At 63.9% G+C, this 24207-nt stretch carries 22 protein-coding genes; 9 read left to right on the top strand and 13 right to left on the bottom strand.

The genetic code is table 11. The features are described 5' to 3' along the window. Positions 1-43 precede the first annotated feature (43 nt). Entirely contained in the window at positions 44-916 is an 873-nt protein-coding gene (locus HV765_RS16420) for a DMT family transporter (protein WP_175170378.1), read from the top strand. Here the strand turns inward: HV765_RS16420 and clsB are convergent. The 12 genes from clsB to HV765_RS16480 form a co-directional block, all read right to left on the bottom strand. Further along, positions 913-2124 carry a cardiolipin synthase ClsB gene (clsB, locus tag HV765_RS16425; protein ID WP_054420797.1) on the bottom strand — a complete coding sequence of 404 codons (1212 nt, stop codon included), beginning with the start codon at positions 2122-2124 and terminating at the stop codon, positions 913-915. The two genes, HV765_RS16420 and clsB, sit on opposite strands and share 4 nt — an antisense overlap. Further along, a complete protein-coding gene (locus tag HV765_RS16430) occupies positions 2121-2987 on the bottom strand; it encodes an endonuclease/exonuclease/phosphatase family protein (protein ID WP_054420798.1) in 867 nt (288 codons plus the stop codon). Before HV765_RS16430 ends, clsB begins: the two co-directional genes overlap by 4 nt. Before the next feature lie 114 nt (positions 2988-3101). Then, complete coding sequence (gene aspS, locus HV765_RS16435; protein WP_054420799.1) at positions 3102-4889, bottom strand: aspartate--tRNA ligase; 1788 nt, start codon at positions 4887-4889, stop codon at positions 3102-3104. Positions 4890-4929: 40 nt separating this feature from the next. Continuing rightward, positions 4930-5595, bottom strand: coding sequence for a DUF502 domain-containing protein (locus HV765_RS16440; RefSeq protein WP_054420800.1), 666 nt, complete (start codon positions 5593-5595; stop codon positions 4930-4932). A 15-nt stretch (positions 5596-5610) separates the two neighbouring features. Next, positions 5611-5928 (bottom strand): FmdB family zinc ribbon protein, encoded by a 318-nt coding sequence (locus HV765_RS16445; RefSeq protein WP_054420801.1) that lies wholly within the window; start codon positions 5926-5928, stop codon positions 5611-5613. Positions 5929-6139: 211 nt separating this feature from the next. After that, entirely contained in the window at positions 6140-7423 is a 1284-nt protein-coding gene (locus HV765_RS16450) for a putative Na+/H+ antiporter (protein WP_054420802.1), read from the bottom strand. Positions 7424-7580: 157 nt separating this feature from the next. After that, on the bottom strand, positions 7581-8477 hold the full coding sequence (locus tag HV765_RS16455; protein ID WP_175170379.1) for a DUF6999 family protein: 897 nt from the start codon (positions 8475-8477) through the stop codon (positions 7581-7583). After that, positions 8474-10465 carry an iron-containing redox enzyme family protein gene (locus tag HV765_RS16460; RefSeq protein ID WP_175170380.1) on the bottom strand — a complete coding sequence of 664 codons (1992 nt, stop codon included), beginning with the start codon at positions 10463-10465 and terminating at the stop codon, positions 8474-8476. Before HV765_RS16460 ends, HV765_RS16455 begins: the two co-directional genes overlap by 4 nt. 33 nt (positions 10466-10498) lie before the next feature. Beyond that, on the bottom strand, positions 10499-11404 hold the full coding sequence (locus HV765_RS16465; protein ID WP_082386896.1) for a fatty acid desaturase: 906 nt from the start codon (positions 11402-11404) through the stop codon (positions 10499-10501). Continuing rightward, a complete protein-coding gene (locus tag HV765_RS16470; RefSeq protein ID WP_054420806.1) occupies positions 11388-12164 on the bottom strand; it encodes a sterol desaturase family protein in 777 nt (258 codons plus the stop codon). The genes HV765_RS16465 and HV765_RS16470 overlap by 17 nt, the downstream gene beginning before the upstream one ends. A gap of 134 nt (positions 12165-12298) precedes the next feature. Further along, on the bottom strand, positions 12299-13192 hold the full coding sequence (gene dapA, locus HV765_RS16475; protein ID WP_054420807.1) for a 4-hydroxy-tetrahydrodipicolinate synthase: 894 nt from the start codon (positions 13190-13192) through the stop codon (positions 12299-12301). A 384-nt stretch (positions 13193-13576) separates the two neighbouring features. Next, positions 13577-14062, bottom strand: a complete 486-nt coding sequence (locus HV765_RS16480; RefSeq protein ID WP_054420808.1) for a GAF domain-containing protein — start codon at positions 14060-14062, stop codon at positions 13577-13579. A 158-nt stretch (positions 14063-14220) separates the two neighbouring features. Between HV765_RS16480 and HV765_RS16485 the strand changes: the two genes are divergently transcribed. The 5 genes from HV765_RS16485 (at position 14221) to HV765_RS16505 (ending at position 19068) form a co-directional block, all read left to right on the top strand. Beyond that, a complete protein-coding gene (locus tag HV765_RS16485) occupies positions 14221-15423 on the top strand; it encodes an aminotransferase-like domain-containing protein (protein WP_054420809.1) in 1203 nt (400 codons plus the stop codon). Positions 15424-15556: 133 nt separating this feature from the next. Beyond that, positions 15557-16483: a 4-hydroxybenzoate octaprenyltransferase gene (gene ubiA, locus HV765_RS16490; protein ID WP_054421359.1), complete on the top strand. Its 927-nt coding sequence runs from the start codon at positions 15557-15559 to the stop codon at positions 16481-16483. A gap of 151 nt (positions 16484-16634) precedes the next feature. Further along, entirely contained in the window at positions 16635-17039 is a 405-nt protein-coding gene (locus HV765_RS16495; protein ID WP_175170381.1) for a DUF1090 domain-containing protein, read from the top strand. A 316-nt stretch (positions 17040-17355) separates the two neighbouring features. Further along, entirely contained in the window at positions 17356-17748 is a 393-nt protein-coding gene (locus HV765_RS16500) for a DUF4148 domain-containing protein (RefSeq protein ID WP_175170382.1), read from the top strand. Between the two features lie 201 nt (positions 17749-17949). Next, positions 17950-19068 carry a saccharopine dehydrogenase family protein gene (locus tag HV765_RS16505; protein WP_175170383.1) on the top strand — a complete coding sequence of 373 codons (1119 nt, stop codon included), beginning with the start codon at positions 17950-17952 and terminating at the stop codon, positions 19066-19068. Positions 19069-19141: 73 nt separating this feature from the next. On the opposite strand, the gene glcC is transcribed toward HV765_RS16505, so the two are convergent. After that, the gene (gene glcC, locus HV765_RS16510; RefSeq protein WP_054420813.1) at positions 19142-19906 is read right to left on the bottom strand and encodes a transcriptional regulator GlcC; all 765 of its coding nucleotides are present in this window, start codon (positions 19904-19906) and stop codon (positions 19142-19144) included. 239 nt (positions 19907-20145) lie between these two features. Here glcC and HV765_RS16515 point away from each other — a divergent pair, with 239 nt between their 5' ends. From HV765_RS16515 to HV765_RS16525, 3 genes are all read left to right on the top strand, one after another. Next, positions 20146-22320: a malate synthase G gene (locus HV765_RS16515; RefSeq protein ID WP_175170384.1), complete on the top strand. Its 2175-nt coding sequence runs from the start codon at positions 20146-20148 to the stop codon at positions 22318-22320. Between the two features lie 127 nt (positions 22321-22447). Further along, positions 22448-23065, top strand: coding sequence for a TetR/AcrR family transcriptional regulator (locus HV765_RS16520; RefSeq protein WP_054421360.1), 618 nt, complete (start codon positions 22448-22450; stop codon positions 23063-23065). A gap of 245 nt (positions 23066-23310) precedes the next feature. Continuing rightward, positions 23311-24168, top strand: coding sequence for a cysteine hydrolase family protein (locus tag HV765_RS16525; protein WP_175170385.1), 858 nt, complete (start codon positions 23311-23313; stop codon positions 24166-24168). The last annotated feature ends 39 nt before the right edge of the window (positions 24169-24207 follow it).

Below are 24207 nucleotides of genomic sequence, written 5' to 3' on the forward strand. Positions count from 1 at the left end.
CGGCCAAGAATAAGAAACCGGCCGAAGGGTCATCGAGACAATCATGCGTCAACGCAATTTGCTGGACTTGCTGCTGCTGGCAGCGGTCTGGGGCGGCTCCTTCCTGTTCATGCGGGTCGCCGTCAAGGAGTTCGGCCCCATCGCCCTGATCGAATTGCGCGTGGGTCTGGCCGCGCTGTTCTTGCTGCCCGCCGCCTTGTGGCGCGGCAAGCTGCCGGTGATCGCACGGCACTGGAAGGCGCTGCTGGTCGTTGGCACGCTGAACGCCGCCATCCCGTTCCTGCTCTACGCCTACGCCGCCCAATCGCTGGGCGCGGGTTTCCTGTCGGTGGCCAATGCCGTGACGCCGGTGTGGGGCGCCGTGGTGGGATGGCTGTGGCTGAAAGACCGGCTGCCCTGGATGCGGTCGCTGGGGTTGTTGATCGGGTTCCTGGGCATCATCGTGCTGGTGTGGGACAAGCTGAATTTCCAGGCCGGCGGCACCGGCCCCGCCGTGTTGGCGGCGGTATCGGCGCCTGTCTTCTACGGCATCGCCGCAAACTGGACGAAGCGTTTTCTGACAGGTGTGGATGCCCTGGCCAGCGCCACGGGCAGCATGATTGCGGCGTCGCTGGTGTTGCTGCCGCTGGCCATTTCGGCCTGGCCAGACGCCCCGGCATCAATGGCGGCGTGGATCTCGACCATTTTGCTGGCCGTCGTCTGCACCGGCGCGGCGTACATCATCTTCTTCCGCCTGATCGCCAACGTCGGCCCCACTGCGGCCGTCAGCGTCACGTTTCTGGTGCCGATCTTTGGTGTTGTGTGGGGCGGGTGGTTCCTGGATGAAAGCATCACGCCATCCATCGCGATCGGCGCCGCCATCATTCTGGTGGGCACCGCCTTGGCGCTGGGGCTGGTCAAGCGCCGCCGCGCTTAGTACTTATCCGACGTACCCGTCAACGCCACGCCAATGCGCAGCAGCGTGTACGACACCGCGTCCACCCAGCGCCGCACCCATCCGCGGCGGTGATATTCCAGCGGGCGGATGAAGCGGCCGCCTTCGCGGATGGCCGTCTCCAGGCGCTCTTGCAAGTCCCACGCAAAGGGTTGGTCGTCCACGACCACATTGGCCTCGCGCGCCAGCAGCAGGCTGAAGGGGTCCAGGTTGGACGAGCCCACCGTCGCCACGTTATCAATCACCGCCACCTTGGCGTGCAGATAGCTCGGCATGTACTCGTAGATCTCGATACCGTCACGCAGCAGCTGGTCATACAGCGAACGCGTGGCGTGGTATTGCATGCGGTATTCGACCTTGCCTTGCAAGAGCAAGCGCACCTTCACGCCGCGCGCCGCGGCTTTTGCCAGGGCGCGGCGGAACTGGCGCCCCGGAAAGAAATACGCGTTGGCGATCAGGATGTCGCGGCGCGCCTGCGTGATGCCGTACAGATACGCGCGTTCAAAGGTCTGCCGATACCGCAGGTTGTCGCGCAGCACCAGCGCTGCGCGCAATGTGCCGCAAGGTTCAACGTATGCATGATGCGGCTTGGTCAAGCGCATGCGGCTCCAGTCGCGCGGATGGCGCCGCAATCGCGCCCAGTTCAAGCGCACCCACAGCAAGTCCTGCGCATAGGCTGCTTCGGTGACGAGCGGGCCTTCCACCTGCACCGCGAAATCAAAGCGCGGCGCGGAGATGCCGTCCGTGGGGTCCAGGTCATCGTAGTCGTCGATGATGTTGATGCCGCCGATGAACGCGATGCGTCCATCCACAATCGTGACCTTGCGATGCAGCCGTCGCAGCCGACTGCGCGACGGAATAAAGCGCGCGAACCAGCGCGGCTCAGGCCGGAAGATGCGGCATTGGGCGCCTGCGTCCAGCAGCATTGCGCGCACATGCTCAACGCTCATGGCGCTGCCGAAACCATCCAGCACCACCCGCACTTTCACGCCACGCCGCGCCGCCGCCGTCAGGCATTCCAGCACCTGCGAACCGGTGCGGTCCACCATGAAAATGTAGGTTTCCAGATGCACGCTGACTTGCGCGGCATCGATGGCCGCGCACAGCGCGGGAAAAAAGTCGGACCCATTCTGCAACAAGCGGATGTTGTTGCCGTCCGTCCATTCAAGCTTGACCTGCTCGGCCTTCACGGAAGTTCCAGCTCGGCCAGCAAGGGAGAGTGATCGGACAAGCGCGCCCATTCCCGGCCGCGCAACACGCGCGCGCTGCGCACGGCAAAGCCGCGCTGATAGATGCGGTCCAGACGAAACCACGGGAACACGGCAGGGAACGTGCGCGGCGGCGGCAGCAGCAGGCGCGAGCTGCCTTCCATGCCCAGCTGATTGGTGCGTTCCATCACCGACAAGCCGCCGTTGGGCAGCCCGCGCAGCGCGTTGCTTAGCCGTTTGACGGAATCGCGCAGGCGCGGCAGTTCGCCGCCATGGCTGCGCGGGGCGTGGGAAAACACTTCATACAGGCCCAGCTGCTGCACGAACAGCGGCGCCAGGCGGTCGTTCCAATCGTTGAAATCCCCTGCGATCAGAATGGGCTCGCCGTCCGGCACCATGCGCCGGATACGCTCGGTCAGCGCCAGCACCTGGCGGGTGCGGCTACCGGCGAACAGACCCAGATGCACGACAAAGCAATGCACCGCGCGGCCATCGAGTTCGATGCGCGCATGCAGCAGGCCGCGTTGCTCCAGCCGGTGGTCGGAGATGTCCAGGTTTTCGTGGTCAAGAATGGGATAGCGCGACAGCAGCGCGTTGCCGTGGTCCGTCGCATGACGGATGGCGTTGCGGCCATAAGCCACATCCAGCCGCAGGGCGGCGGCAAGCGATTCGTGTTGAGCGTCGAGCAGGGATTTCTGCTCGTTGCGGCCTTGAACTTCCTGCAGGAAGACAAGATCAGGGCGCAGGCCGTAAAGACCTAAGCGCAGTTCATTCAAGGAGTCGCGCCGGCCTAATGCCGAACGGCCCTTGTGAATGTTGTAGCTGACGACACGGATAAGCGACATAGAGGATATGGCGCCTTTCGACATCGGGGAAACGCCAAACTTCTGGCGTGCCCCCCGAGAGGATTGGCTGGCTGAGCACCGCCGCGACAAGCGGCGGCGCTACGCCAGATTACTTCATTTCGGCTCGACGTTACGCAACCGAATGTGCAATTCGCGCAGTTGCTTTTCGTCGACTTCCGACGGCGCTTGCGTCAGCAGATCCTGAGCGCGCTGCGTCTTCGGGAAGGCGATCACGTCGCGAATCGATTCAGCGCCGGTCATCATCGTCACGATGCGGTCCAGGCCGAAAGCGATGCCGCCGTGCGGAGGCGCGCCGTATTGCAGCGCGTCCAGCAGGTAGCCGAACTTTTCCTGCGCTTCCTCGGCGCCAATCTTCAGCGCGCGGAACACCTTGCTCTGCACTTCTTCGCGGTGAATACGGACCGAGCCACCGCCGATTTCCCAACCGTTCAGCACCATGTCGTAAGCCTTGGCGAACGCCTTGCTGGGATCGGTTTCCAGGAAGTCTTCGTGGCCATCCTTCGGGCTGGTGAACGGGTGGTGAGCGGCGGTGTAGCGGCCGTCTTCCTCGTCGTATTCGAACATCGGGAAGTCAACCACCCACAGCGGCTGCCAACCGGCTTCGAACAGGCCGGTCTTCTTGCCGAATTCGCTGTGGCCGATCTTCACGCGCAGCGCGCCGATGGCGTCGTTGACGACCTTCTCGCGATCCGCGCCGAAGAAAATGATGTCGCCGTCTTGCGCGCCGGTGCGCTTGACCAGTTCGGCCAGGGCAGCGTCGTGCAGGTTCTTGACGATGGGCGATTGCAGGCCGTCGCGGCCCTTGGCCACTTCGTTGACCTTGATGTAGGCCAGGCCCTTGGCGCCGTAGATGCCGACGAATTGCGTGTAGCCGTCGATTTCGCTACGCGACATTTCAGCACCGCCCGGCACGCGCAAGGCGACCACGCGGCTGCCGGGCGCCGTGGCGGCGGCGGCAAACACCTTGAAGTCCACATCGCGCATCACGTCGGTGATGTCGGTGAATTCGAGCTTCACGCGCAGGTCCGGCTTGTCCGAACCGTAACGGCGCATCGCTTCCGTCCACGGCATGATCGGGAACGGCTGGGCCAGATCAACGCCCTGCACCACCTTGAACACGTGGCGGATCAGGTTTTCGAAGATTTCACGGATCTCGAATTCGTTCAGGAACGAGGTTTCGCAGTCGATCTGGGTGAATTCGGGCTGACGGTCAGCGCGCAGGTCTTCGTCGCGGAAGCACTTGGTGATCTGGTAGTAGCGGTCAAAGCCCGACACCATCAGCATCTGCTTGAACAGCTGCGGCGATTGCGGCAGCGCGAAGAAGTGGCCGGCGTTCACACGCGAGGGCACGAGATAGTCGCGCGCGCCTTCGGGCGTGCTCTTGGCCAGCATCGGGGTTTCGATATCGATGAAGCCCAGCTGATCCAGGAACTTGCGCGTTTCGATCGACACGCGGTAGCGCAGCATCAGGTTGCGCTGCATCTGCGGGCGGCGCAGGTCCAGCACGCGGTGCGTCAGGCGGGTCGTTTCCGACAGGTTGTCGTCATCCAGCTGGAACGGCGGCGTGACCGACGCGTTCAGGATTTCGACTTCCTTGCACAGCACTTCGATTTCGCCCGAGGCCAGTTCGCTGTTCGCGGTGCCAGCCGGACGCTCGCGCACCAGGCCGGTGACGCGGACGCAGAATTCGTTGCGCAGGCGCTCGGCGGTGGCGAAGGCGGCATTGTCCGGATCGAACACGATCTGAGCCAGGCCCGCGCGGTCGCGCAAGTCGATGAAGATGACCCCGCCGTGGTCGCGGCGGCGGTTCACCCAGCCGTACAGGGTGACGGTCTGGCCGAGATGGTCACGGCAAACCTGGCCGGTGTAGCAGGTACGCATGCGGGATGACTCCGTTGTGTGCTTAGTTTGAGCGTAAGGGTTACGAATCGGCGCGCGGCGCGTCTTGCGCGCCAGCCGCCGGAGAGAGCGGGGCCGGCCGGTCCTCGGGCGCAAGCGCCTGGGCCGGGGCGACCACGCCCATGGAAACGATGTACTTCAAAGCCGCGTCCACGCTCATCTGAAGATCAATCACATCAGCGCGAGGCATCATCAGGAAGAAGCCGGACGTGGGGTTCGGCGTCGTCGGCACATACACGCTGATGTGGTCGCCTGGCATCAGGCTGGCCACTTCACCGCTGGGCGTGCCGGTGACAAAAGCAATGGTCCAGGAACCCGCGCGCGGATACTGCACCAGCACCGCGCGGCGAAACGCCTGTCCGTTCGGGGCAAGCACGGTATCGCTGACCTGCTTGACCGAGTTGTAGATGGAGCGCACGAGCGGGATACGGCCCAGCAGGTTTTCCCACTGGTCCACCATCGTACGGCCGATCAGGTTGGCCGCGAAGACGCCCGTCAACAGTACCACCACGATGACCAGGACGAAGCGGAAGCCGGGGATGTCGATGCCGAACAGCGATTCGGACGACAGAAAGCCAGGCACGAACCCTTCCAGGGTGGCGACCAGCAAACCCAGCACCCACACCGTGATGACCAGGGGAACCCAGATCAGCAGGCCAGTGATGAAGTACTTTTTGATCAGGCGCATCCGCATCGCGTAGGCCTAGGTGGCGGACGTTCCGCCAGCCGGCGCGGGGGTGGCGGGGGCTGCCGCAGGAGCCGAAGCCGCCGGCGCCGCGGCGGGCGCGGCGCTGTCCGACGACGCGGCCGTGCTGGCGGGCGCAGCGCCGCCAGAACCGTTACCGCGGAAATCGGTGACGTACCAGCCGGAACCCTTGAGCTGGAATCCAGCCGCGGTCACCTGCTTGGAAAACGTGCTTTCACCGCATTCGGGGCAAACCGAAAGCGGCGCATCGGAAATCTTCTGCAAGACGTCTTTGGCGTGGCCGCAGGCGCTGCACTTATAAGCGTAGATGGGCATCAGGGGCTCCCAGGCGCGGGCCCGGAAAAATCAAAAGCCGTCGGTCGCCGGGCGCAAGGGTCCGGGGCGGCGGTCGGGCAAGGCCGGAAAAAAATACGGGAAAGTCTTGAATTTTAGCGGTTTTTCATGAACCGTCGGTGTCGTGTCCGTCGAGGCGGCCCCGGGGCCGATCCGAGGGGCGCCGCCCCCCGGTCCGCCAGGGCGGGTCAGCTCAAACCGGCAGCAGGAACATCACCGCCGCCACCAGCGTCGGCCCCAGGGCCGACAGGAACAAACGGCCCGACGAAATGCTGCCGTCCGGGAAGTGGTTCTTCAGGATGGCGAAACCCGCCGGGTTGGGCGCGTTGGCAATCACGGTCAACCCGCCGCCCGTCACGGCGCCCGCCACCAGCATGTAGCGCCAGGCTTCGTTGGTGCCTTCGACCAGCGACCCCAGGTAGGTCAGCGCGGCGTTGTCCGTAATGGCCGTCAGTGCGGTGGCGCCCCAGAACAGCACGAAGGGTTCCAGTCCGCCCAGCAAGTCCTGCAACCACCACTTCTGCAGGCCGCCCAGCACCACAAGACCGGCCAGAAAGAAGCCCACCATCAGGCCTTCCTTGATCAGCAGGCGGTTCTGATGGCGCTTGTACGCTTCCGAAAAGCCGATGAACATCATCAGCAGACCCATGAAGATCGCAGGATGGTGCGCGGTCAGCACCACGGCCACCAGAAAAACCATGTGCACCAGGATGACGATGGCCGGCACTGGCGGGCGCGCATCCGCCCCTTCCGGCGCATCCACACCACCGCCCGTACCCACCGAGCGCTCCATCAGCGCCTTGCGGCAGATGAAGGTCAAAAGACCGGCATTCAGGCAGACGGCAATGGCCGCGCGCCAGCCGAAGTGCTGCACCATGAAGGTCGAATCCCAGCCGAAGGTAGACGCCACCATCAGCACCGGCGGCGCGGCGTAGGACGTCAGCACCCCGCCAATCGACACGTTCACAAACAGCACACCCAGCGTCAGGTACTTGAAGCCCGCGCGGCCGCTCGTGCGGAAGTAGGCGTCGCGCAGCAGGATGGCGGCCAGCGTCATGGCGGCCGGCTCGGTGATGAACGAACCGCCCAGCGGCACCAGCGCCATCACCACGAAAAACGTGGCCAGTTCTCGCGGCAGCGGCAGCCCGCGCGCCACGATGCGCACGATCAGTCCCACCATTTCCAGGATCGGCCGGCTGGCCGCCACCACCATGATCACGAAGACGAACAGCGGCTCGGTGAAGTTGCGCGTGTCCATGTAGTTGACGGCGCTGGCCGGGCCCGACAGCGCGGCCATGGCCACGATCAGCGCAAAGGCCCACACGCCGAACACGGCTTCAACTTCAGAAAATAGATGCCAGAAGCCCGCATGCGGTCCGCCACGATGCGCCAGACGCGCAAAAAATGGCACCGAGAACGTGTGAAGAACCGCCACGGCGAACAAAATGGTGGCGATGACTTCAATAGGCTGAGGCATAAGAGGCACTTCCGGAATCAAGACTCACGCAACGGAGAATCACGCGATGCGAACGCGGCCCGGCGCGGCTCGCCGAACAAGGGACGCAATATAACGCAGGCTTTTTTCCGTGTAACGCAGGGTCTACACCAAGTTGTGCCCTGTCCTGACCGCTTTGCTATGCAATCGGCGCAGGCGGTTCCGCGCCCTGTTGCGCCGCCTTCATCTCCATCAGCAGGCTGTGCAGCATTTCCGTCGACAAGCCATGCAGCACCAGCCGGTAGCCCGCGCGCAAGGTCGACAGCGGCACCAGCGGATGGTTGTTGTTCACCAGGATCAGATGCTGCGGCGCGCCCAGCAGCTTGGCCGCATAGATGCCGATGGTCTCGTCCAGTTGCAGCGAATTGCACGCGCGCCAGAAGTCGTTATCGGTCAGCATCAGCTGATACAGCGGCGTGAACAGTTCGATGGCGCTTTGCAGGTCCAGGAAGTTCAGCTTGCCCTGCGGCATGTCTTCAAGCTTGAGCGGCGGGTCCTGGATCATCGAGAAATCCACTGTCTGGGGCGCATGCATTTCCACGCCCGCTTCGCGCAGCGCCTGATTCAGCCGGATGACGAAGTTGAACAGGTTCAGGTCATGTTTGACGAAGAGCTCGTCCTTCAGGTCGTCGATCTCCATCGGCTCAAGCGGCGTCGTCGTGATGGGTACCGGCGAATTCGCAGCGATGAAGGCCAGCGCCTGCGCGCCCAGATGGAAGTGGCGCAGGATCAGCCAATTCGCTTCCGGCGACACGAAGCGCTTCAGGCCCCACGCCAGGATGCGATGCAGCAGCTTGGAATGCGACCAGCGGCGCGGCAAAAAGGTCTTCACCACCTGGATCAGGATGATGAAAGCGCGCGCCAGCGGCCGCAGGAACGGCAGCAGGTACTGGCGCGACGCGCAGCTGGAATCCGTCAGCCAGGCTTTTTTCACCTTGTCCGGCAGCGGCGTGCTGCGGTCCAGGTACAAAGCCAGCCACGGGCTGGGGTCGGCCGGGTCGTGCGGCTTGGACAGGAATTCGGGTTCCGTGCTCATGCCGCATCGCCCTCCATCACGTGGTGGAACTGCATCAGATACAGCGCAGCCGTGCGGCGCGCGGTGTCGACGATGCGTTGTTCGGCGCGGCCGTCTTCATCGCAGTCCAGCGCCAGTTCCACGGCCGACAGCCAGCGCGCCAAGTGATGCTCGTCGTTATGGCCGTGGTATTCCAGGAAGCGGAAGGCGTCAGGCGGCAACGACAGGCTGGCCTTGAGCAGCGGCAGCAGCGCGGGCACGATGCGCTGGCCGGTGCCTTCGATGATGTAGATCGCGCCCAGCAGGCCGATCGGGTCACGCGTGGCGGCCAGGCTGTGCAGATAGGCGTTCAGCGCTTCGCCGCCCGGGTTGCGGCGCAGCGCGTCGATGCTGTCCACCGTGCCCCCGGCGTTGCGGTAGTCCTGGAACAGGATCTGGAAATCGTTCTGCTCTTCACCGGCATGCATGTCGATCAGCCCGGCCAGCGGCGCGTATTGCTCGGACAGTGACGCCGCGCCTTCACGCATCCACTTGCTGCCTTCGCGCACCTGCGGAATCCAGTTCTCCATCCAGTTCAGGTAGTCGGCCGTCTGGAACTGGCGGTTGCGCAAGCGGCGCACCACCGGCGTGCGCCACACGCGGGAACGATAGTCGTGCCAGATCGCCGCAAGTTCGGTCAGCAACTGGCCCAGGCCTTGCGGCGCCATGTCGGGATCGTGCGGCGGCGCGATGGCGTCGGCGTCTCCGCTTTGCGCGTCGAGTCGTGGCGAGGGGGTGGCCGGGGCCGCCGCGTAAGCCGCAGCCGGGGAGGAATCCGACGTTGCAGCCGAAGCCCCCGCCGACCCCGCCGCAGAAAGCCCCGCCGGCGCCGCGTGCACCGCTTCGGCCTCCAGCAGCATGTACGCCGCCATGAAGCGGCCCGACTCGGGGATGTAGCAGAAGATCTGCTCGCCCGGTTTCACCTCACGCGTTTCCAGGAATTCGGCCAGCATGATCAGGATGGACGCCGCGCCCGTATTGCCGCGCCACGCCAGGTTGCTGAACCAGCGCTCGCGCGGGATCACCAGGCCAGCCTTCTCCATCAGGTCTTCCACCACCGGGATGAATTTTTCCGACGAGTAATGGCACAGGAAATGGTCCACGTTGTCCGGGTCCAGCCAGCCATCGCGCACCAGCTTGGCGTACTCGTGGATGCCGATGTCGAACAGGTGCGGCAGCAGGCGGATGTCCTGGCGCAACGACAGCGCGCCATCGGCCTCGGCCTCGTTCCACGACGGGTAATCCAGGTGCCCCTTGTTGCGGTCCGCCGACAGGCCCAGCTGCATGCACACCGGGTAGTCACCCGAGAACGAACGCTGGTGCACCCACTTCAGTTTCAGGCGCACGCCGCTTGACGCGCCCGGCAGCGCGCGGCCGCTGTTGCCCAGCAGCAGCGCGCCCGCGCCATCGGAAAGCATCCAGCGCAGGAAGTGCGCATCGAAGTCCGCATCGTAGCCACGCGCCGCAAAGCGCGAACGCTTGAACAGGCGCGACGGCAGTTCGCTGGCCACGGCCAACGCGCTGGCGTGTCCGCCCATTTCCACGCCCTGCGCCGCCACCTGAATGGCCGACACACCGGCTGCGCAAATGCCATGCACGGACAGCGTCTCCATCGGCTGCGCGGCAAGCTCGCCCTGGATCATGTTCGAAAACCCGGGCATCAACGCGTCTCCGCCCGACGAGCCGCTGGTCAGCAACGACACGGCAGACAGGTCACTGTCGTGGCGGCGCAGGCAATCGCGAATGGCGTTGGCGGCCAGTTGCGCGTTGGTGAACACCGTCTGGCCTTCGGGGTCGATGGCGTAGTAGCGCTGCTTGATGCCGTTCTCGGCCAGGATGCGGCTCTTGATGCGGCTGGACATCCGGTTCAGCGGCGCAATGTAGCTGTCCATGGCGTCGTTGGACACGGGCTCGCCCGGCATGAAGTAGCCGGCGCTCTCCAGATAGACACGATTGAACGCGATAGGCATGGGCGGGTCTCTAGTGGAAGGTGAATGGCGGCGCTAGCGAATGTGCTCGGGCGCCATGCATGAACGGCTGCGAAAGCGCGGCACCACCGCGCCCAGCACGAAGACGCGGAACATGTAGGGCGTAAGCCCCGCTTCGTTCAGCGCCGGATTGACGTGGTGGCGGTAGTGCTCGCGATGCAGACGGGTCAGTTCGGACCAGTGCGCGCGCGGATGCTCGTGATGCGCGGTATGCAGGCCGATGTTGAACAACAGCGGGTTGACCAGCCCTTCGAAATTGCGCGCGTAATTCAGCCCGGCGACGTGGCGGGGTCCGCCGTCGGCATGCGCGTGTTGCAGGTAATTCGTAGCCAGCAGCCAGTGCAGTCCGTGCAACTGCGGCACGATCACGAACACCAGCGCCTTCACGGGGTTCAAGGCAATCAGCCCGCCCCACAATCCCAGCCACACGCCGTACTGCGCCATGCAGTAGCGCCATGCGCCCGGCCAATGGCGGCGCAAGCGGCCAAGCCACGCGAAGAACATCGGATACAGCACCCAGCCAGCCTGGAACGGGTGCAAAACATAGCCCCACAGATGATTCGTATCGCCGCCAAAACGATAAGTGCGCGCGGCATCGCGTGCGCCATGCTTGAAGCGATGGTGGTTCGCCACATGCGCGGGATAGAACACGAACGTGGGATGCCCTTGCAGCAGCGTGATCCAGAAGTCGGTGGCGCGGTTGGTCCACCGGCCGCGCCACATTCTGATGTGCGTGTGGTTGTGGTGAATGACGCCGATGCCTAGTGTCAAAAACAGCATCAACGCGTACAGCGGCCACCAGAATCCGTAGACCCATTGCCAGGCCGCCAGCGCAGGCAGCGCGGCCAGATACGCCAGGCTTTGCCAGTCGCGACGATTGCGCAGCGACGGCAGCCGGAAGCGGCTAGGCCCGTCCGCCAAGCGATTCTCTGCGCTGGAAAGCATCAAGCTGCGGGCCCGCCGCTTCGGCTTTCAGCCGCGTGCGGAACAGGCGGTCCATGAACGTGAACTGGAAGCCGTAATTGCCGTTGTAGCAAGCGTGGTGCAGGTGATGGCGGCGGCTGGCCGCGAACCAATGCGCGTACGAGACCTTGGGGAAGAAGTCGTAGTTGGCATGCCCGATGCAATTGAAGAACAGGCTGAACAGCGGCACCGAGGCCAGCGCCCAGAAACTGAAATCATGCAGCACCATGGGCAGCATGATCACGTTGCCCAGCATCAGCGCTTCGATAGGGTGAAAGCTATAGGTGGAGAACGGCGTGGTCACTACCGACCGGTGATGCGGCAGATGAAAACGGCGCAGCGGCTTGGTGTGCAGCAGCCGGTGGTTGATCCAGAAATGCACGTCGTTCCAGGCCACCAGCACCAGGATTTCAACCACCACTTTTTGCCAGCTGGGGTCCGGGTCCAGATGCGCCCAGCCCAGCTTCAACAGGCCCCACGGGAAGATCATGCCGGTGCCGAACAACAGAATGGACAGCCCCGACTGCGCAAACTCACGCCGCAGCTGACCCGGCGCCAAGGGGCGCGGGTCCAGCGGCCGGCCTAGCCCCAACGCCGGCAACACATGCTGCGTCAGCAGCCACGTCGCCGCGCCGAAGACCAGATAGATGCCGCCGAAGAACAGCAGCCCCGCCAGCATCACCTGCCAGGCGGATAAGGCTTCAAAAGCTTGGGCCATGAACGTTTGATTTCACCCCGAAGAATGGCCGCATCATAAGCAATCCGTCAGCTTCCCGGTAAGCCATTTATTACTAAATGATTCCGAGCAACACAAAGGGTGGGACGCCACGTTGATCACGGCTTAACTTCCGGCTACTGGCAGGGAAACTGGCGGTTCAAGCCCGCAACCGCCGCATCCAGGCGCGCGGCTAACGCGGCGCTGGCAACGGGCATCGGCATGCGCAGCTCTTCGGACAGCAAGCCCTGGCGGCCCAGTTGCGCCTTCAGCGGGCCGGGATTCGGCTCTTCGAACGCCAGCCGGATCACCGGCACCAAGGCCTGGAACAAGCGCCGGGCCAAGTCGAGCTGTTGCGCGCGCACAGCCTGATGCATCGCCACGAACAGATCGGGCCGGATGTGGGCCGCCGCGGCGATCATGCCGGTGCCGCCCAGGCACAGCACGGACAGCGATTGCAGATCTTCGCCCGCCAGCACGTTCATCTGGCCATCGGCGATCAGCGCCAGCGTCTTCTCCAGCGACCCGCCGCAATCCTTGATGGCGGCGATGTTCGGATGCGCGGCCAGCGACAACAAGGTCGATGTCTCCAGCGTTGTGCCCGTGCGATAGGGAATGTCGTAGAGCACCAGGGGAAAGCGCGACGCATCGGCCAGGCAGCGGAAATAGGCGGCGGCGCCCTCTTGGCCGGCACGCACGTAGTACGGCGCGGGCGCCAGGATGCCGGCCAGCGGGCGCGTGGCAAACGCCGACAGGCGCTGCAACACATGGCCTTGATGGTTGCCGGCCAGGCCCATGATCACGGGCAGCCGGCCGGCTTCGGTCAGCACGGCGTCCAGCACGGCCAGTTGCTCGGCGTCATCCAGCGACGCGGCCTCGCCGGTGCTGCCGCACACGACCAGCCCGTCCACGCCGGCCGCGGCGTAATGGCGCACCAGTCTGCGCAAGGCGCCGCCATCCACGGCGCCGCCGGAAAACGGCGTCACCAGCGGCACCCAGACGCCCTGGAAAAGAGATTGTTGAGTCGACATGAGAGAACACTCCTTCGGTGTAACGACCGTGGTTGGACCGTACAGAAGTGCTCGGGATATCAGGGGTGCGCGCAGAGGCGCTGATGCGCCGCCAAGAGGCCGCTGTTCCGTCGCCCATCTGACGGAACAGCATGCTCCGGTCAGATGAGCGGCTGTTTTTTGGATTTCAGGCCGACGGCAGCCAGCACCACGCACAGGGCGCGGAGGCAGGAAGCGGTTTGGTTGGCCTGAAGGTTCATGAATGAATGAGTCGAACGCGTGATTGGCCACGCGAGATGAAGCGACGGATGCGGAAATCTACCGGGCGCGCGCCGCGGTGTCAACGGCCGCCACGGGCCGTCACTCACGGCGCAGGGCGGCCCAGAGCCGCCAGCACGCGCAGCGTCAGCGCAGGCTGGCCAGGAACACCGCGCACAGGGCTTCCATACCCTGGCGGTCGTCTTCGTCGAAACGATCCGGCACGGGGCTGTCCACATCCCACACGCCGATCAATTCGCCTTGATGCACCAGCGGCACAACGATCTCGGAACGCGACGCGGCATCGCACGCGATATGGCCGGGAAAGGCATGCACGTCCGGCACCAGCTGCGTCTGGCGCTGGCTGGCGGCTGCACCGCACACGCCGCGATTCAGCGGAATGCGCACGCAGGCCGGCTTGCCCTGGAAGGGTCCCAGCACGAGTTCGGTGCCATCAAAGAAATAGAAGCCCGCCCAGTTCAGATCGGGCAAGGCCTGATAGGCCAGCGCGCTCAGGTTGGCGGCGTTGGCGATGCGGTCGGGCTCGCCTTCGAGCAGGGCGCGCGCTTGCGCGGCCAGTTCGGCGTACAGGGCGGCCTTGGAGTCGGCGACGATCGGAGCGGCTTCAAACATAGCGGTAAATGTAACTGTACAGGCGGTTTTCGATGCAGGTGATTTTAGGGGTTCCGCGCGTTAAAGGGGCCGGGCTGCTACCGTATGGGACAATACTTTTTTGTTGCAGTCCCCCCTACCGCCTCTTCCTTTTACCCTTCTTCTTCAAGAAGCAATCCATGGACAAGCCTCTCGAACCTGCGTTTTCCTTTTCGGAACGCGCTCAGCAACTTACCAGCTCCGCCATCCGCGAGATCCTCAAGGTCACCGAGCGCCCCGAAGTCATTTCGTTCGCTGGCGGCCTGCCGGCGCCCGGCGGCTTCCCGGTAGAAGTGGTACGTGCTGCATTCGACAAGGTATTGGCCACCAACGGCCGCGCGGCCCTGCAATACGGCCCGACCGAAGGCTATGCGCCGCTGCGCCAATGGGTTGCCGACGATCTGAACCGCGCAGGCGCCAACGTCGCCCCCGATCAAATCCTGATCGTCTCGGGTTCGCAGCAAGCGCTGGACCTGTTGGGCAAGGTGCTGATCGACAAAGACAGCAAGGTGCTGGTCGAAGACCCGAGCTACCTGGGCGCGCTGCAATCGTTCAGCCTGTACCAGCCGAAGTTCGTGCCGGTGCCCACCGACGAAGGCGGCTTGATTCCTGAAGCCATCACGCCTGAACTGGCCGACGGCGCACGCTTCCTGTACGCGCTGCCCAACTTCCAGAACCCCACCGGCCGCACGCTGAACCTGGAACGCCGCATCGCGCTGGTTAAGCGCGCCGCCGAACTCAACCTGACCATCATCGAAGACGATCCCTACGGCGAACTGCGCTACGCAGGCGAGCCGCAGCCGGGCCTGATCGCGCTGGCCGCCGAATACGGCGCCAACGTCGTGCGCCTGGGCACGTTCTCGAAGGTGCTGGCCCCCGGCCTGCGCCTGGGCTACATCGCTGGCGGCCGCGCGCTGATCAACAAGCTGGTGCAAGCCAAGCAAGCCACCGACCTGCACACGCCCACGCTGACGCAAATGGCCGTCTACGAAATCGTCAAAGACGGCTTCCTGGAAGAGCACCTGCCCAACGTGCGCGAAATCTATCGTGCTCAAGGCAGCTGCATGCTGGAAGCGATCAAGCAGGAATTCCCATCCACCGTCACCTGGACCAAGCCGGAAGGCGGCATGTTCATCTGGCTGACTCTGCCCGAGCACATCGACAGCACCAAGCTGCTGGAAAAGGCCATTGCCCAGAACGTGGCCTTCGTGCCGGGCGCGCCGTTCTACAGCGGCGCGGGCCGCGCGAACACGCTGCGCCTGAGCTTTGCCACCGTGCCGGAAGACAAGATCCGCACCGGCATTGCCATCCTGGGCAAGCTGCTCAAGGAATACACGGCCTAAGCAAGCCGTGGCCAGCAGGGCAATGCGGCCTGAAAACCGCGCCCTGAACGGCGATTGACCTTCCACGGCCGGGCGCAATGCCCGGCCGTTGTTTTATGCTGTCGGCTTTCCCGACCATTTTCTGACCGTGACAGTGAGCGCCTCGCAACAACCTCCCGTCGACCTAAGCGACATCGTCTTCACCGACTGGGTCGAACGCTGGCTCCCGAAGTCGTGGCGGCCCTACGCCCGCCTGTGCCGCCTGGACCGCCCCATCGGCACTTGGCTGACACTGCTGCCGGCCATCGCCGCGCTGGTCCAGACGGCAGGCGGCCTGCCCGACTTGCAACGCCTGATCGTCTTCTCGCTGGGCGCGCTGTTGATGCGCGGCATCGGCTGCACCGTCAACGACATGTGCGACCGCAACTTCGACAAGCACGTCGAGCGCACGCGTTTCCGTCCGCTGACCAGCGGCCAGTTGTCGATGAAGAACGCCGTCTGGTTCCTGCTGGGCCAGTTGCTTGTCTGCGGATCGCTGCTGTTCTTCCTGAACGACATGAGCCGCTGGCTCGCGGTGGCCGTGCTGCCGTTTGTGTTCATCTATCCGCTGTGCAAGCGCGTCACGTACTGGCCGCAAGTGGTGCTGGGCATCTGCTTTAACTGGGGCATGCTCATGGCCTGGTCCGACACGCAGAATCACGTGCCGTTGGCCGCCATTGCCATGTGGGCAGGCGCCGTGCTCTGGCAGGTGGGCTACGACAGCATCTACGCGTATGTGGACGTGCGCGACGACCGCAGCCTGGGCCTGCATTCCACCGCCATGCGCTTTGGCGACCAAGGCAAGCTGTGGATCGGCGGCTTCTATCTGGCCACCGTCGTGCTGTGGTCCTGGGGCGGTTACGCCATGGGCTTGTCGTGGGCGTATCAGGTCGGCATCGCCGCCGTGGCGCTGCATCTGGCGTGGCAGTTGAAGGTGTTCGACATCCAGCGTCCCGACCGCAATTTCATGCTGTTCCGCGCCAACCTGTGGCTGGGCGCGCTGCTGGTGGCCGCCGCGCTGGCGGGTACGCTGATCCGGTGACCTGTGGATCGTCCGCGGTAGTCCTGCGGACCATTCACTGTTGAACCGTTGCCGGTCGAACCAGCAGGCCGTTGCTGATTGATCCTGCGCATTGCAGCCATGGCAGGTTCAGGCGATCATGGCGTTCCGCCACGCCTTACGGAGACACCGCATGCCCTCGTTGATCAAATCCCTCGCGGCCACCGCCGCCGTATGCGCGCTGTTCGGCATCGCGCCCGCTCAGGCCGCCACCGACTGCTCAGCCCAGCGCGGTTGCGCCGCCAAGTTCTGCGAAATCGAAAACGACATCGCCGCAGCCAAGGCGCAGAACAACACCCGCCGCGAAGCCGGCTTGCGCAAAGCCCTGGCCGAAGCCAAGGCCCACTGCACCGACAGCCGCCTGCAATCGCAGCGCGAAGCCGATGTCCGCGAGAAGCAGACCAAGGTGTCTGAACGCGAACAAGAGCTGAAGGAAGCGCGCGCCAAGGGCAAGCAAGACAAAATCGACAAGGCCCAGCGCAAGCTCGAGGAAGCGCAGTCGGAATACAACGCCGCGCTGGTTGAGCTGAACCGCTGATCTTCCCGAATTCCCCTCGCCGCATCGCAATCGCCCCGGGCCCGTCCCGGGGCGTTGTGTTTTTGCGCCGGGCGTGCGGCGCCGGCCCGACCACCATCTATTGCGTCATCAGATGGAAATATCGCCACCCATGGTGCCAACCGGAAGAATTCAAATCGATTAGTACGGATTTTGGAAAGATGTTTTCAGGGAATAAGGGTTTATCCCGAGGTTGTTTGAGCACAGAATGCATCTCATCGGGACCACAGCAAGCGAACCCCCGGCAATGACGCCAGACGGTTCGGATCCCAAGCTCACAAGACACCGGAGGTCTGCTATGAAAACCCTTGCAACCGCATTGATGTTGTCCATGTCCGTTCTGGCTGCCGGCGCTCAAGCCGCCGAAGCCGACCAAGGCCCGTCGCGCGCCCAGGTCCAAGCCGAACTGCAACAAGCCAAAGTTTCGGGCCAATACACGTTTGGCGAAGAAGGCTACCCCGCCGCCATCGCCCAGAAGTCCAGCCTGACCTCGCAACAAGTGCAAGCTGAACTGGCTCAAGCCAAGAACGCCGGCGAAGTCACGTTCGGCAACCTGGACTACCCGCCCGTCGCCGCTGCTGAAAGCGCCACGTCGCTGACCCGCGCCCAAGTGGAATCGCAACTGGCGCAAGCCAAGGCAGAAGGCCTGGTCACTTTCGGCAACATGGACTACCCGCCCAAGGCCAGCTGATTCACCGGCCGAAAGGCCGTGACAGCCCCTTCAAAAGCCCCTCGGCCACAAGCCGAGGGGCTTTGTTTTTGACGTTTCGACAGCTATATAAGTCATAACGACGTTAACTTAAACCGTTACGACACTTTCAGATCTACAAATCGACAGCGCTCACGCATAGGATGAGGCCAACCCATCCCCCCTCATCGCAGGAGCAGCACCATGTCCACCACCCCTCGTCCGATCGTTTTGCTGGGCGCCGGAAAAATCGGTTTCGCCATTGCCCTGATGCTGGAACGCAGCGGCGACTATGCCGTGCTTGTCGCCGACCAGGACCCCGCCCGCTTGGGCGTGCTGGCTGAGCTGGGCTGCGAAACGCGGCAGATCAGTGACGACGAATCGGTTGCGCGTTGCATCGAAGGCGCCTACGCCGTGGTCAACGCCCTGCCGTTCCATCGCGCCACCGCCGTGGCGGGTTTGTGCGCGAAAGCCGGCGTGCACTATTTCGATCTGACGGAAGATGTGGCCAGCACCCACGCCATCCAGGCGCTGGCGCAAGATGTGCGCAGCGTGCTGATGCCGCAGTGCGGCCTGGCGCCGGGTTTCATCGGAATCGTCGGCAATGCGCTCGCCCGCCGCTTCGACACCTTGCTGGACTTGCGCATGCGCGTAGGCGCCCTGCCGCGCTACCCTTCCAACAGCCTGCGCTACAACCTGACGTGGAGCACCGAGGGGCTGATCAACGAATACTGCAACCCATGCGAAGCGATTGTCGACGGGCAACTGACCAGCGTGCCGGCGCTGGAAGGCTACGAGACCTTTGCACTGGACGGCGTCGAATACGAGGCCTTCAACACCTCGGGCGGCTTGGGCACGCTGCCCACCACGCTGCTTGGCCGCGCGCGCAACGTGGACTACAAATCGGTGCGCTACCCCGGCCACTGCAACATCATGAAGCTGCTGCTCAATGACCTGCGCCTGCGTGATCGCCGTGATCTGCTGAAAGATATTTTCGAATCGGCCATTCCCACCACCGAGCAGGACGTGATTGTCATCCAGGCCTCGGCATCGGGTCATCGCCACGGCCGCCTGGAAGAAGAGTCCTACCCGATCCGCGTGTTCGGCGCGGACGTGGATGGCCACCGCTTAAGCGCCATCCAGCTGTCGACCGCCGCCGGCATCTGCGCCGCGCTGGATCTGGTGGCGCAGGGTGTGTTGCCGCAACAGGGCTTCGTCGGCCAGGAAGCCATTGATCTGGACGCGTTGCTGAACAACCGTTTCGGCCGCGTCTACGCGGGCAAGCCGCTGGCGTTGGCTGGCTGCGCCACGGCTGACCGTTAAACCAATGCGCTAAGGCCGTCCGCCAAGCCTTCGTAACCGGACGGCCACGTAGCACCGCGTAAATCTTGCGGGCCTACGTCCAGCCTTCCAGGCGTAGCGTCGCGCGCACCAGACGTTGCTCTTCCTGTTCGATGTCGGACAGGCTCTGGCGCACGCTGTCCACGTGGTCCGCCGCGGCCTTGCGCGCGAGCTCTGCCTGCCGCCCCGTCACCGCATTGAACAAACGCGTGTGCTGGCGATCGATCTGCCGCTTTTCGGGTTCGCGGTGATACAGGTTGTTGACGCACGCGAACACCGACCCCAGCAGCAGATCCGTCAGCGATTGCAGCGTATGCACCAGCACCGGATTGTGCGAGGCTTCGCAGATTGCCAGGTGAAACGCATGATCAAGATGCGCATGCGTGGCCGTATCGGTGGCCGTGCCTTGCGCCGCCACCATCTCGTCATAGCGGCGGCGGATCATGATGAAATCCGCTTCCGTGCCGCGAATGGCCGCCAGCCGTGCCGACTCGGCCTCAAGCAGCGAACGCACCTCCAGCAAGTCGTACAGCGTGCGCGGCTGCGAATTGAACAGGTGCATCAGCGGGCCGGCATCCACCTTCGAGATATGCGCCACGAACGAGCCCTTGCCCTGCGACGTATGAATAATTTCGCGCGCGCGCAGCAGCTTCAACCCTTCGCGCAGCGCCGTGCGCGACACGCCCAGCTTTTCCGTCAAGCGCCGCTCCGACGGCAGCGCCTGCCCGGCCTTGAGCACCCCGTCGAGGATCAAACGTTCGATTCGCTCGGCGACTTCGTCCGCCACCTGGCGGGGTTTTTCTTCTGTTTCCGCGTACATGCAATCTCCGGACCAGTGGTATGACCAAGCGCGCGCCGAATTCGGCCGCGCAGCGCCTACCCCCGTAAGTAGCTGATATAAAACCATAAAAAATGCGGGCTTGTCAGATCAGGGCTGAATAAACTGGTATGACCAGTGGGTTTTGATATGGACATTGGCGCAGGTGCGAACGATGATGTCAGGACAGATTCGCCCGGTGCCCCGGCGCCGGCCAGCCCTTCTTACCGCTAGAGACCCGCATGACTCAACGCATCCAGCACCACGGCCTGCAAGTGGCGGCCAATCTCAATCAATTCATCGAACAGGAAGCCCTGCCCGGCACCGGCCTGGATGCAGACGGCTTCTGGCAAGGGTTTGCGGCCCTGGTACACGACCTGGCGCCCAAGAACCGCGCGCTGCTGGCTGATCGCGATCGCCTGCAGGCCGAACTCGACGGCTGGCACCGCGCCAACCCCGGCCCCATCGCCGATCCGGCTACGTACCGCAAGTTCCTGGAAAGCATCGGCTACCTGCTGCCGCAGCCGGCCAGCGTGCAAGCCACCACTGACAACGTCGACACCGAAATCTCGCAGCAAGCCGGCCCGCAATTGGTCGTGCCGATGTCGAACTCGCGCTACGCCCTGAACGCCGCCAACGCGCGCTGGGGCAGCCTGTACGACGCGCTCTACGGCACCGACGCCATTCCCGCCACGCCGGGCGACACGGGCAAGGGCTACAACCCCGAACGCGGCGCCGCCGTCATCGCGCGCGCCCGCAGCTTCCTGGACACGGCCGCCCCGCTTGCCAATGGCTCGCACGCCGACGCACGCGGCTACACGATTGAAGGCGATCAACTGCGCGTGGCGCTGGCCAACGGCGTCACCGGCCTGAAGTTCGGCTCGCAGTTTGCCGGCTACCAGGGCGACGCGTCCGCCCCCACGGCCATCTTGCTGAAGAACAACGGCCTGCACTTCGAAATCCAGATCGACCGCACCCACACCATCGGCAGCACCGACGCCGCTGGCGTGAAAGACGTGCTGGTTGAAGCCGCGCTCACCACCATCATGGACTGCGAAGATTCGGTTGCCGCCGTGGATGCCGACGACAAGGTCCACATCTACCGCAACTGGCTCGGCCTGATGAAGGGCGACCTGACCGAAGCCGTCACCAAGGGCGGCAAAACCTTCACCCGCAAGCTCAACGCCGACCGCGTCTACACGCGCCCGGACGGCAGCTCGCTGAAGCTGCATGGCCGCTCGCTGATGTTCGTGCGCAACGTGGGCCACCTGATGACCAACCCGGCCATCCTGGACCGCGACGGCCTGGAAATTCCCGAAGGCATCCTGGATGCCGTCGTCACCAGCCTGGCTGCGCTGCAAGACCGCAAGAACAAGCTGAACTCGCGCACCGGCTCGGTGTACATCGTGAAGCCCAAGATGCACGGCCCCGTTGAAGCCGCCTTCGCCAGCGAACTTTTCGATCGCGTTGAAGACCTGATCAAGGTGCCGCGCAACACCCTGAAAATGGGCATCATGGATGAAGAACGCCGCACCAGCATCAACCTGAAAGCGTGCATTGGCGCGGCCGCCTCGCGCGTGGCCTTCATCAACACGGGCTTTTTGGACCGCACCGGCGACGAAATGCACTCGAGCATGGAAGCCGGCCCGATGCTGCGCAAGGGCGACATGAAGTCCACCGCCTGGATCACCGCCTACGAACGCAACAACGTGCTGGTCGGCCTGGACACGGGCTTGCGCGGCCGCGCTCAGATCGGCAAGGGCATGTGGGCCATGCCCGACCTGATGGCCGCCATGCTGGAACAGAAAATCGCGCACCCCAAGGCCGGCGCCAACACCGCGTGGGTGCCGTCGCCCACCGCCGCCACGCTGCACGCGCTGCACTATCACCAGGTCGATGTGCAATCGGTTCAAAAGGAACTGGAACGCACCAAGCTGGACAGCGTGCGCGACGACCTGCTCGGCGGCCTGTTGACCGTGCCGGTCGGCGACCCGTCCAAGTGGTCCGCCGCCGACATCCAGCAAGAACTGGACAACAACGTCCAAGGCATCCTGGGTTACGTAGTGCGCTGGGTCGACCAGGGCGTGGGTTGCTCCAAGGTGCCCGACATCCACAACGTGGGCCTGATGGAAGACCGCGCCACGCTGCGCATTTCCAGCCAGCACATCGCCAACTGGCTGCGCCATTGCGTCACCAATAAAGATCAGGTGATGGAAACCTTCAAGCGCATGGCCAAGGTGGTGGATGGCCAAAATGCGGGCGATGCGCTCTACCAGCCCATGGCCGGCAACTTCGATACGTCTTTGGCATTCAAGGCGGCGTGCGCGCTGGTCTTTGAAGGCCTGACGCAGCCCAACGGCTACACCGAGCCGCTGTTGCACAAGTACCGTCTGGAGTTCAAGGCCGCGCAAGGCTAAACGGCCACACCGCGTCAAACCCCGAACCGGACAGCTTGGCTGTCCGGTTTTTTTTTGGATGTACCCCTCTCCCGGAAAATTGAAACAACCCCCGCACTTTTCGCACGACCGTGCTAAATTTGCCCGCATGACTGCCAAAACCGAGAAAAGCGAACTGACCTTTGCGGCCATTGTGGACGCGGCCGTGGACATGGCTGCGGCGCAAGGCATGGAAAGCCTGTCGCTCGGCCAGGTCGCCAAGCATCTGGGCATCAGCAAAAGCGGCGTGTTCTCGCGTGTGGGTTCGCTCGAAGCGTTGCAGCAGGCCGTGCTGGATGAGTACGACCGCCGCTTCGTCGCTGCCGTCTTTACACCTGCCATGGCGTATCCGCGGGGCCTGCCCCGGCTGAACGCGCTGGTGTCGCTGTGGGTAGACCGCGCCAGCAACGTCGAACTGCTGACGGGCTGCATCTACGTGGCCGGGGCGTTTGAATACGACGATGTGGAATCCCCCTTGCGCGCCGTGCTGGAAAGCAACTTGCGGCGTTGGCGCGCGTCCATGGTGCGCACCGTCAACCAGGCGTTGGAAGCCGGCCATCTGCGGCCAGATACCGACCCTGAGCAACTGGTGTTCGAGGTCTACAGCCTGATGATCGGTTTGATGCACGACGCTCGCTTCTTGCGGGACCCCAACGCCCCCGCCCGTGTTCGGGCAGCGTATGACCGGTTGATCTCCACGTACCGCAGCTTCACCTACCTTGAATAACTGACCCGCGCCGGCTGATGCCGGCGTTTCTTGACGCTAATTTCGCACGGTCGTGCGAATATTTTATCTGGAGCAAGCCATGTGGATTCTGATCGCAGCCCTCGCCGCCGGCGTCCTGGCGCATCTGTGGCGCCAATGGCGCGCGCTGCTACGCCAACTGCCCGACTGCGCCGAACATCTGGTGCTGTTCTAGTGAACTACCGGCATCCCGGTCTATATTCCGCATAGTCCCTTCGAATTCCGCCATGCCGCGTTCCGTCCACTTACTGATCGTCGATCCGCAGAACGATTTCTGCGACCTGCCCCAGGCTTACCTGCCCACCGATCCCTTGACCGGCCACTCCATGCAGCCGGCGCTGCCGGTGGCGGGCGCGCATGCCGACATGCAACGGCTGGCGCGCTTCATCGACGCCACCGCGCACGCGCTGACTTCCATCACCTTGACGTTGGATTCGCACCACCGGCTGGATGTGGCGCACCCCACGTTCTGGCGCACGGGCGACGGCCAGCCGGTCTTGCCCTTCACGCCGATCACGGCGGCAGACTTACGCGCGGGCCGTTTCCATCCGCGCCACATCGACGACCTGCCACGCACGTTGACCTATCTGGACGAGCTGGAAGCGCGCGGGCGTTACACCTTGATGGTGTGGCCCGTGCATTGCGAAATTGGCACATGGGGCCACAACGTGCATGCAGACGTGCGCGCGGCGTACAGCCGCTGGGAAGATGCCGACCAGTTCATCGTGCGCAAGGTGCCAAAGGGTACGAACCCATGGACCGAACACTACAGCGCGCTGATGGCCGAAGTGCCAGACCCCGATGACCCTCGCAGCCAATTGAACCGCAGCCTGTTGGGCTCGCTGGACCGCTCGGACCTGATCATCATCGGCGGCGAAGCCGGCAGCCATTGCGTGCGCGCCACCGTGGAACATCTGGCCGAACACCTGCCCGGCGGCAACCTGTCGCGCATTGTGCTGCTGACCGATTGCATGAGCCCCGTCGCGGGATTCGCCGACGCGCAAACCGCGTATCTTCAACGCATGCGCGATCTGGGCATGCAAGAACGTACCAGCGTCGACATGGCGCGAGCACTGCAAGCCTGATCCCCCAACGACAATGGCCGCCTGCTTGCGCAAGGCGGC

This window comes from Achromobacter kerstersii, from assembly GCF_902859595.1.
Taxonomy (GTDB): Bacteria; Pseudomonadota; Gammaproteobacteria; order Burkholderiales; family Burkholderiaceae_B; genus Achromobacter; species Achromobacter kerstersii.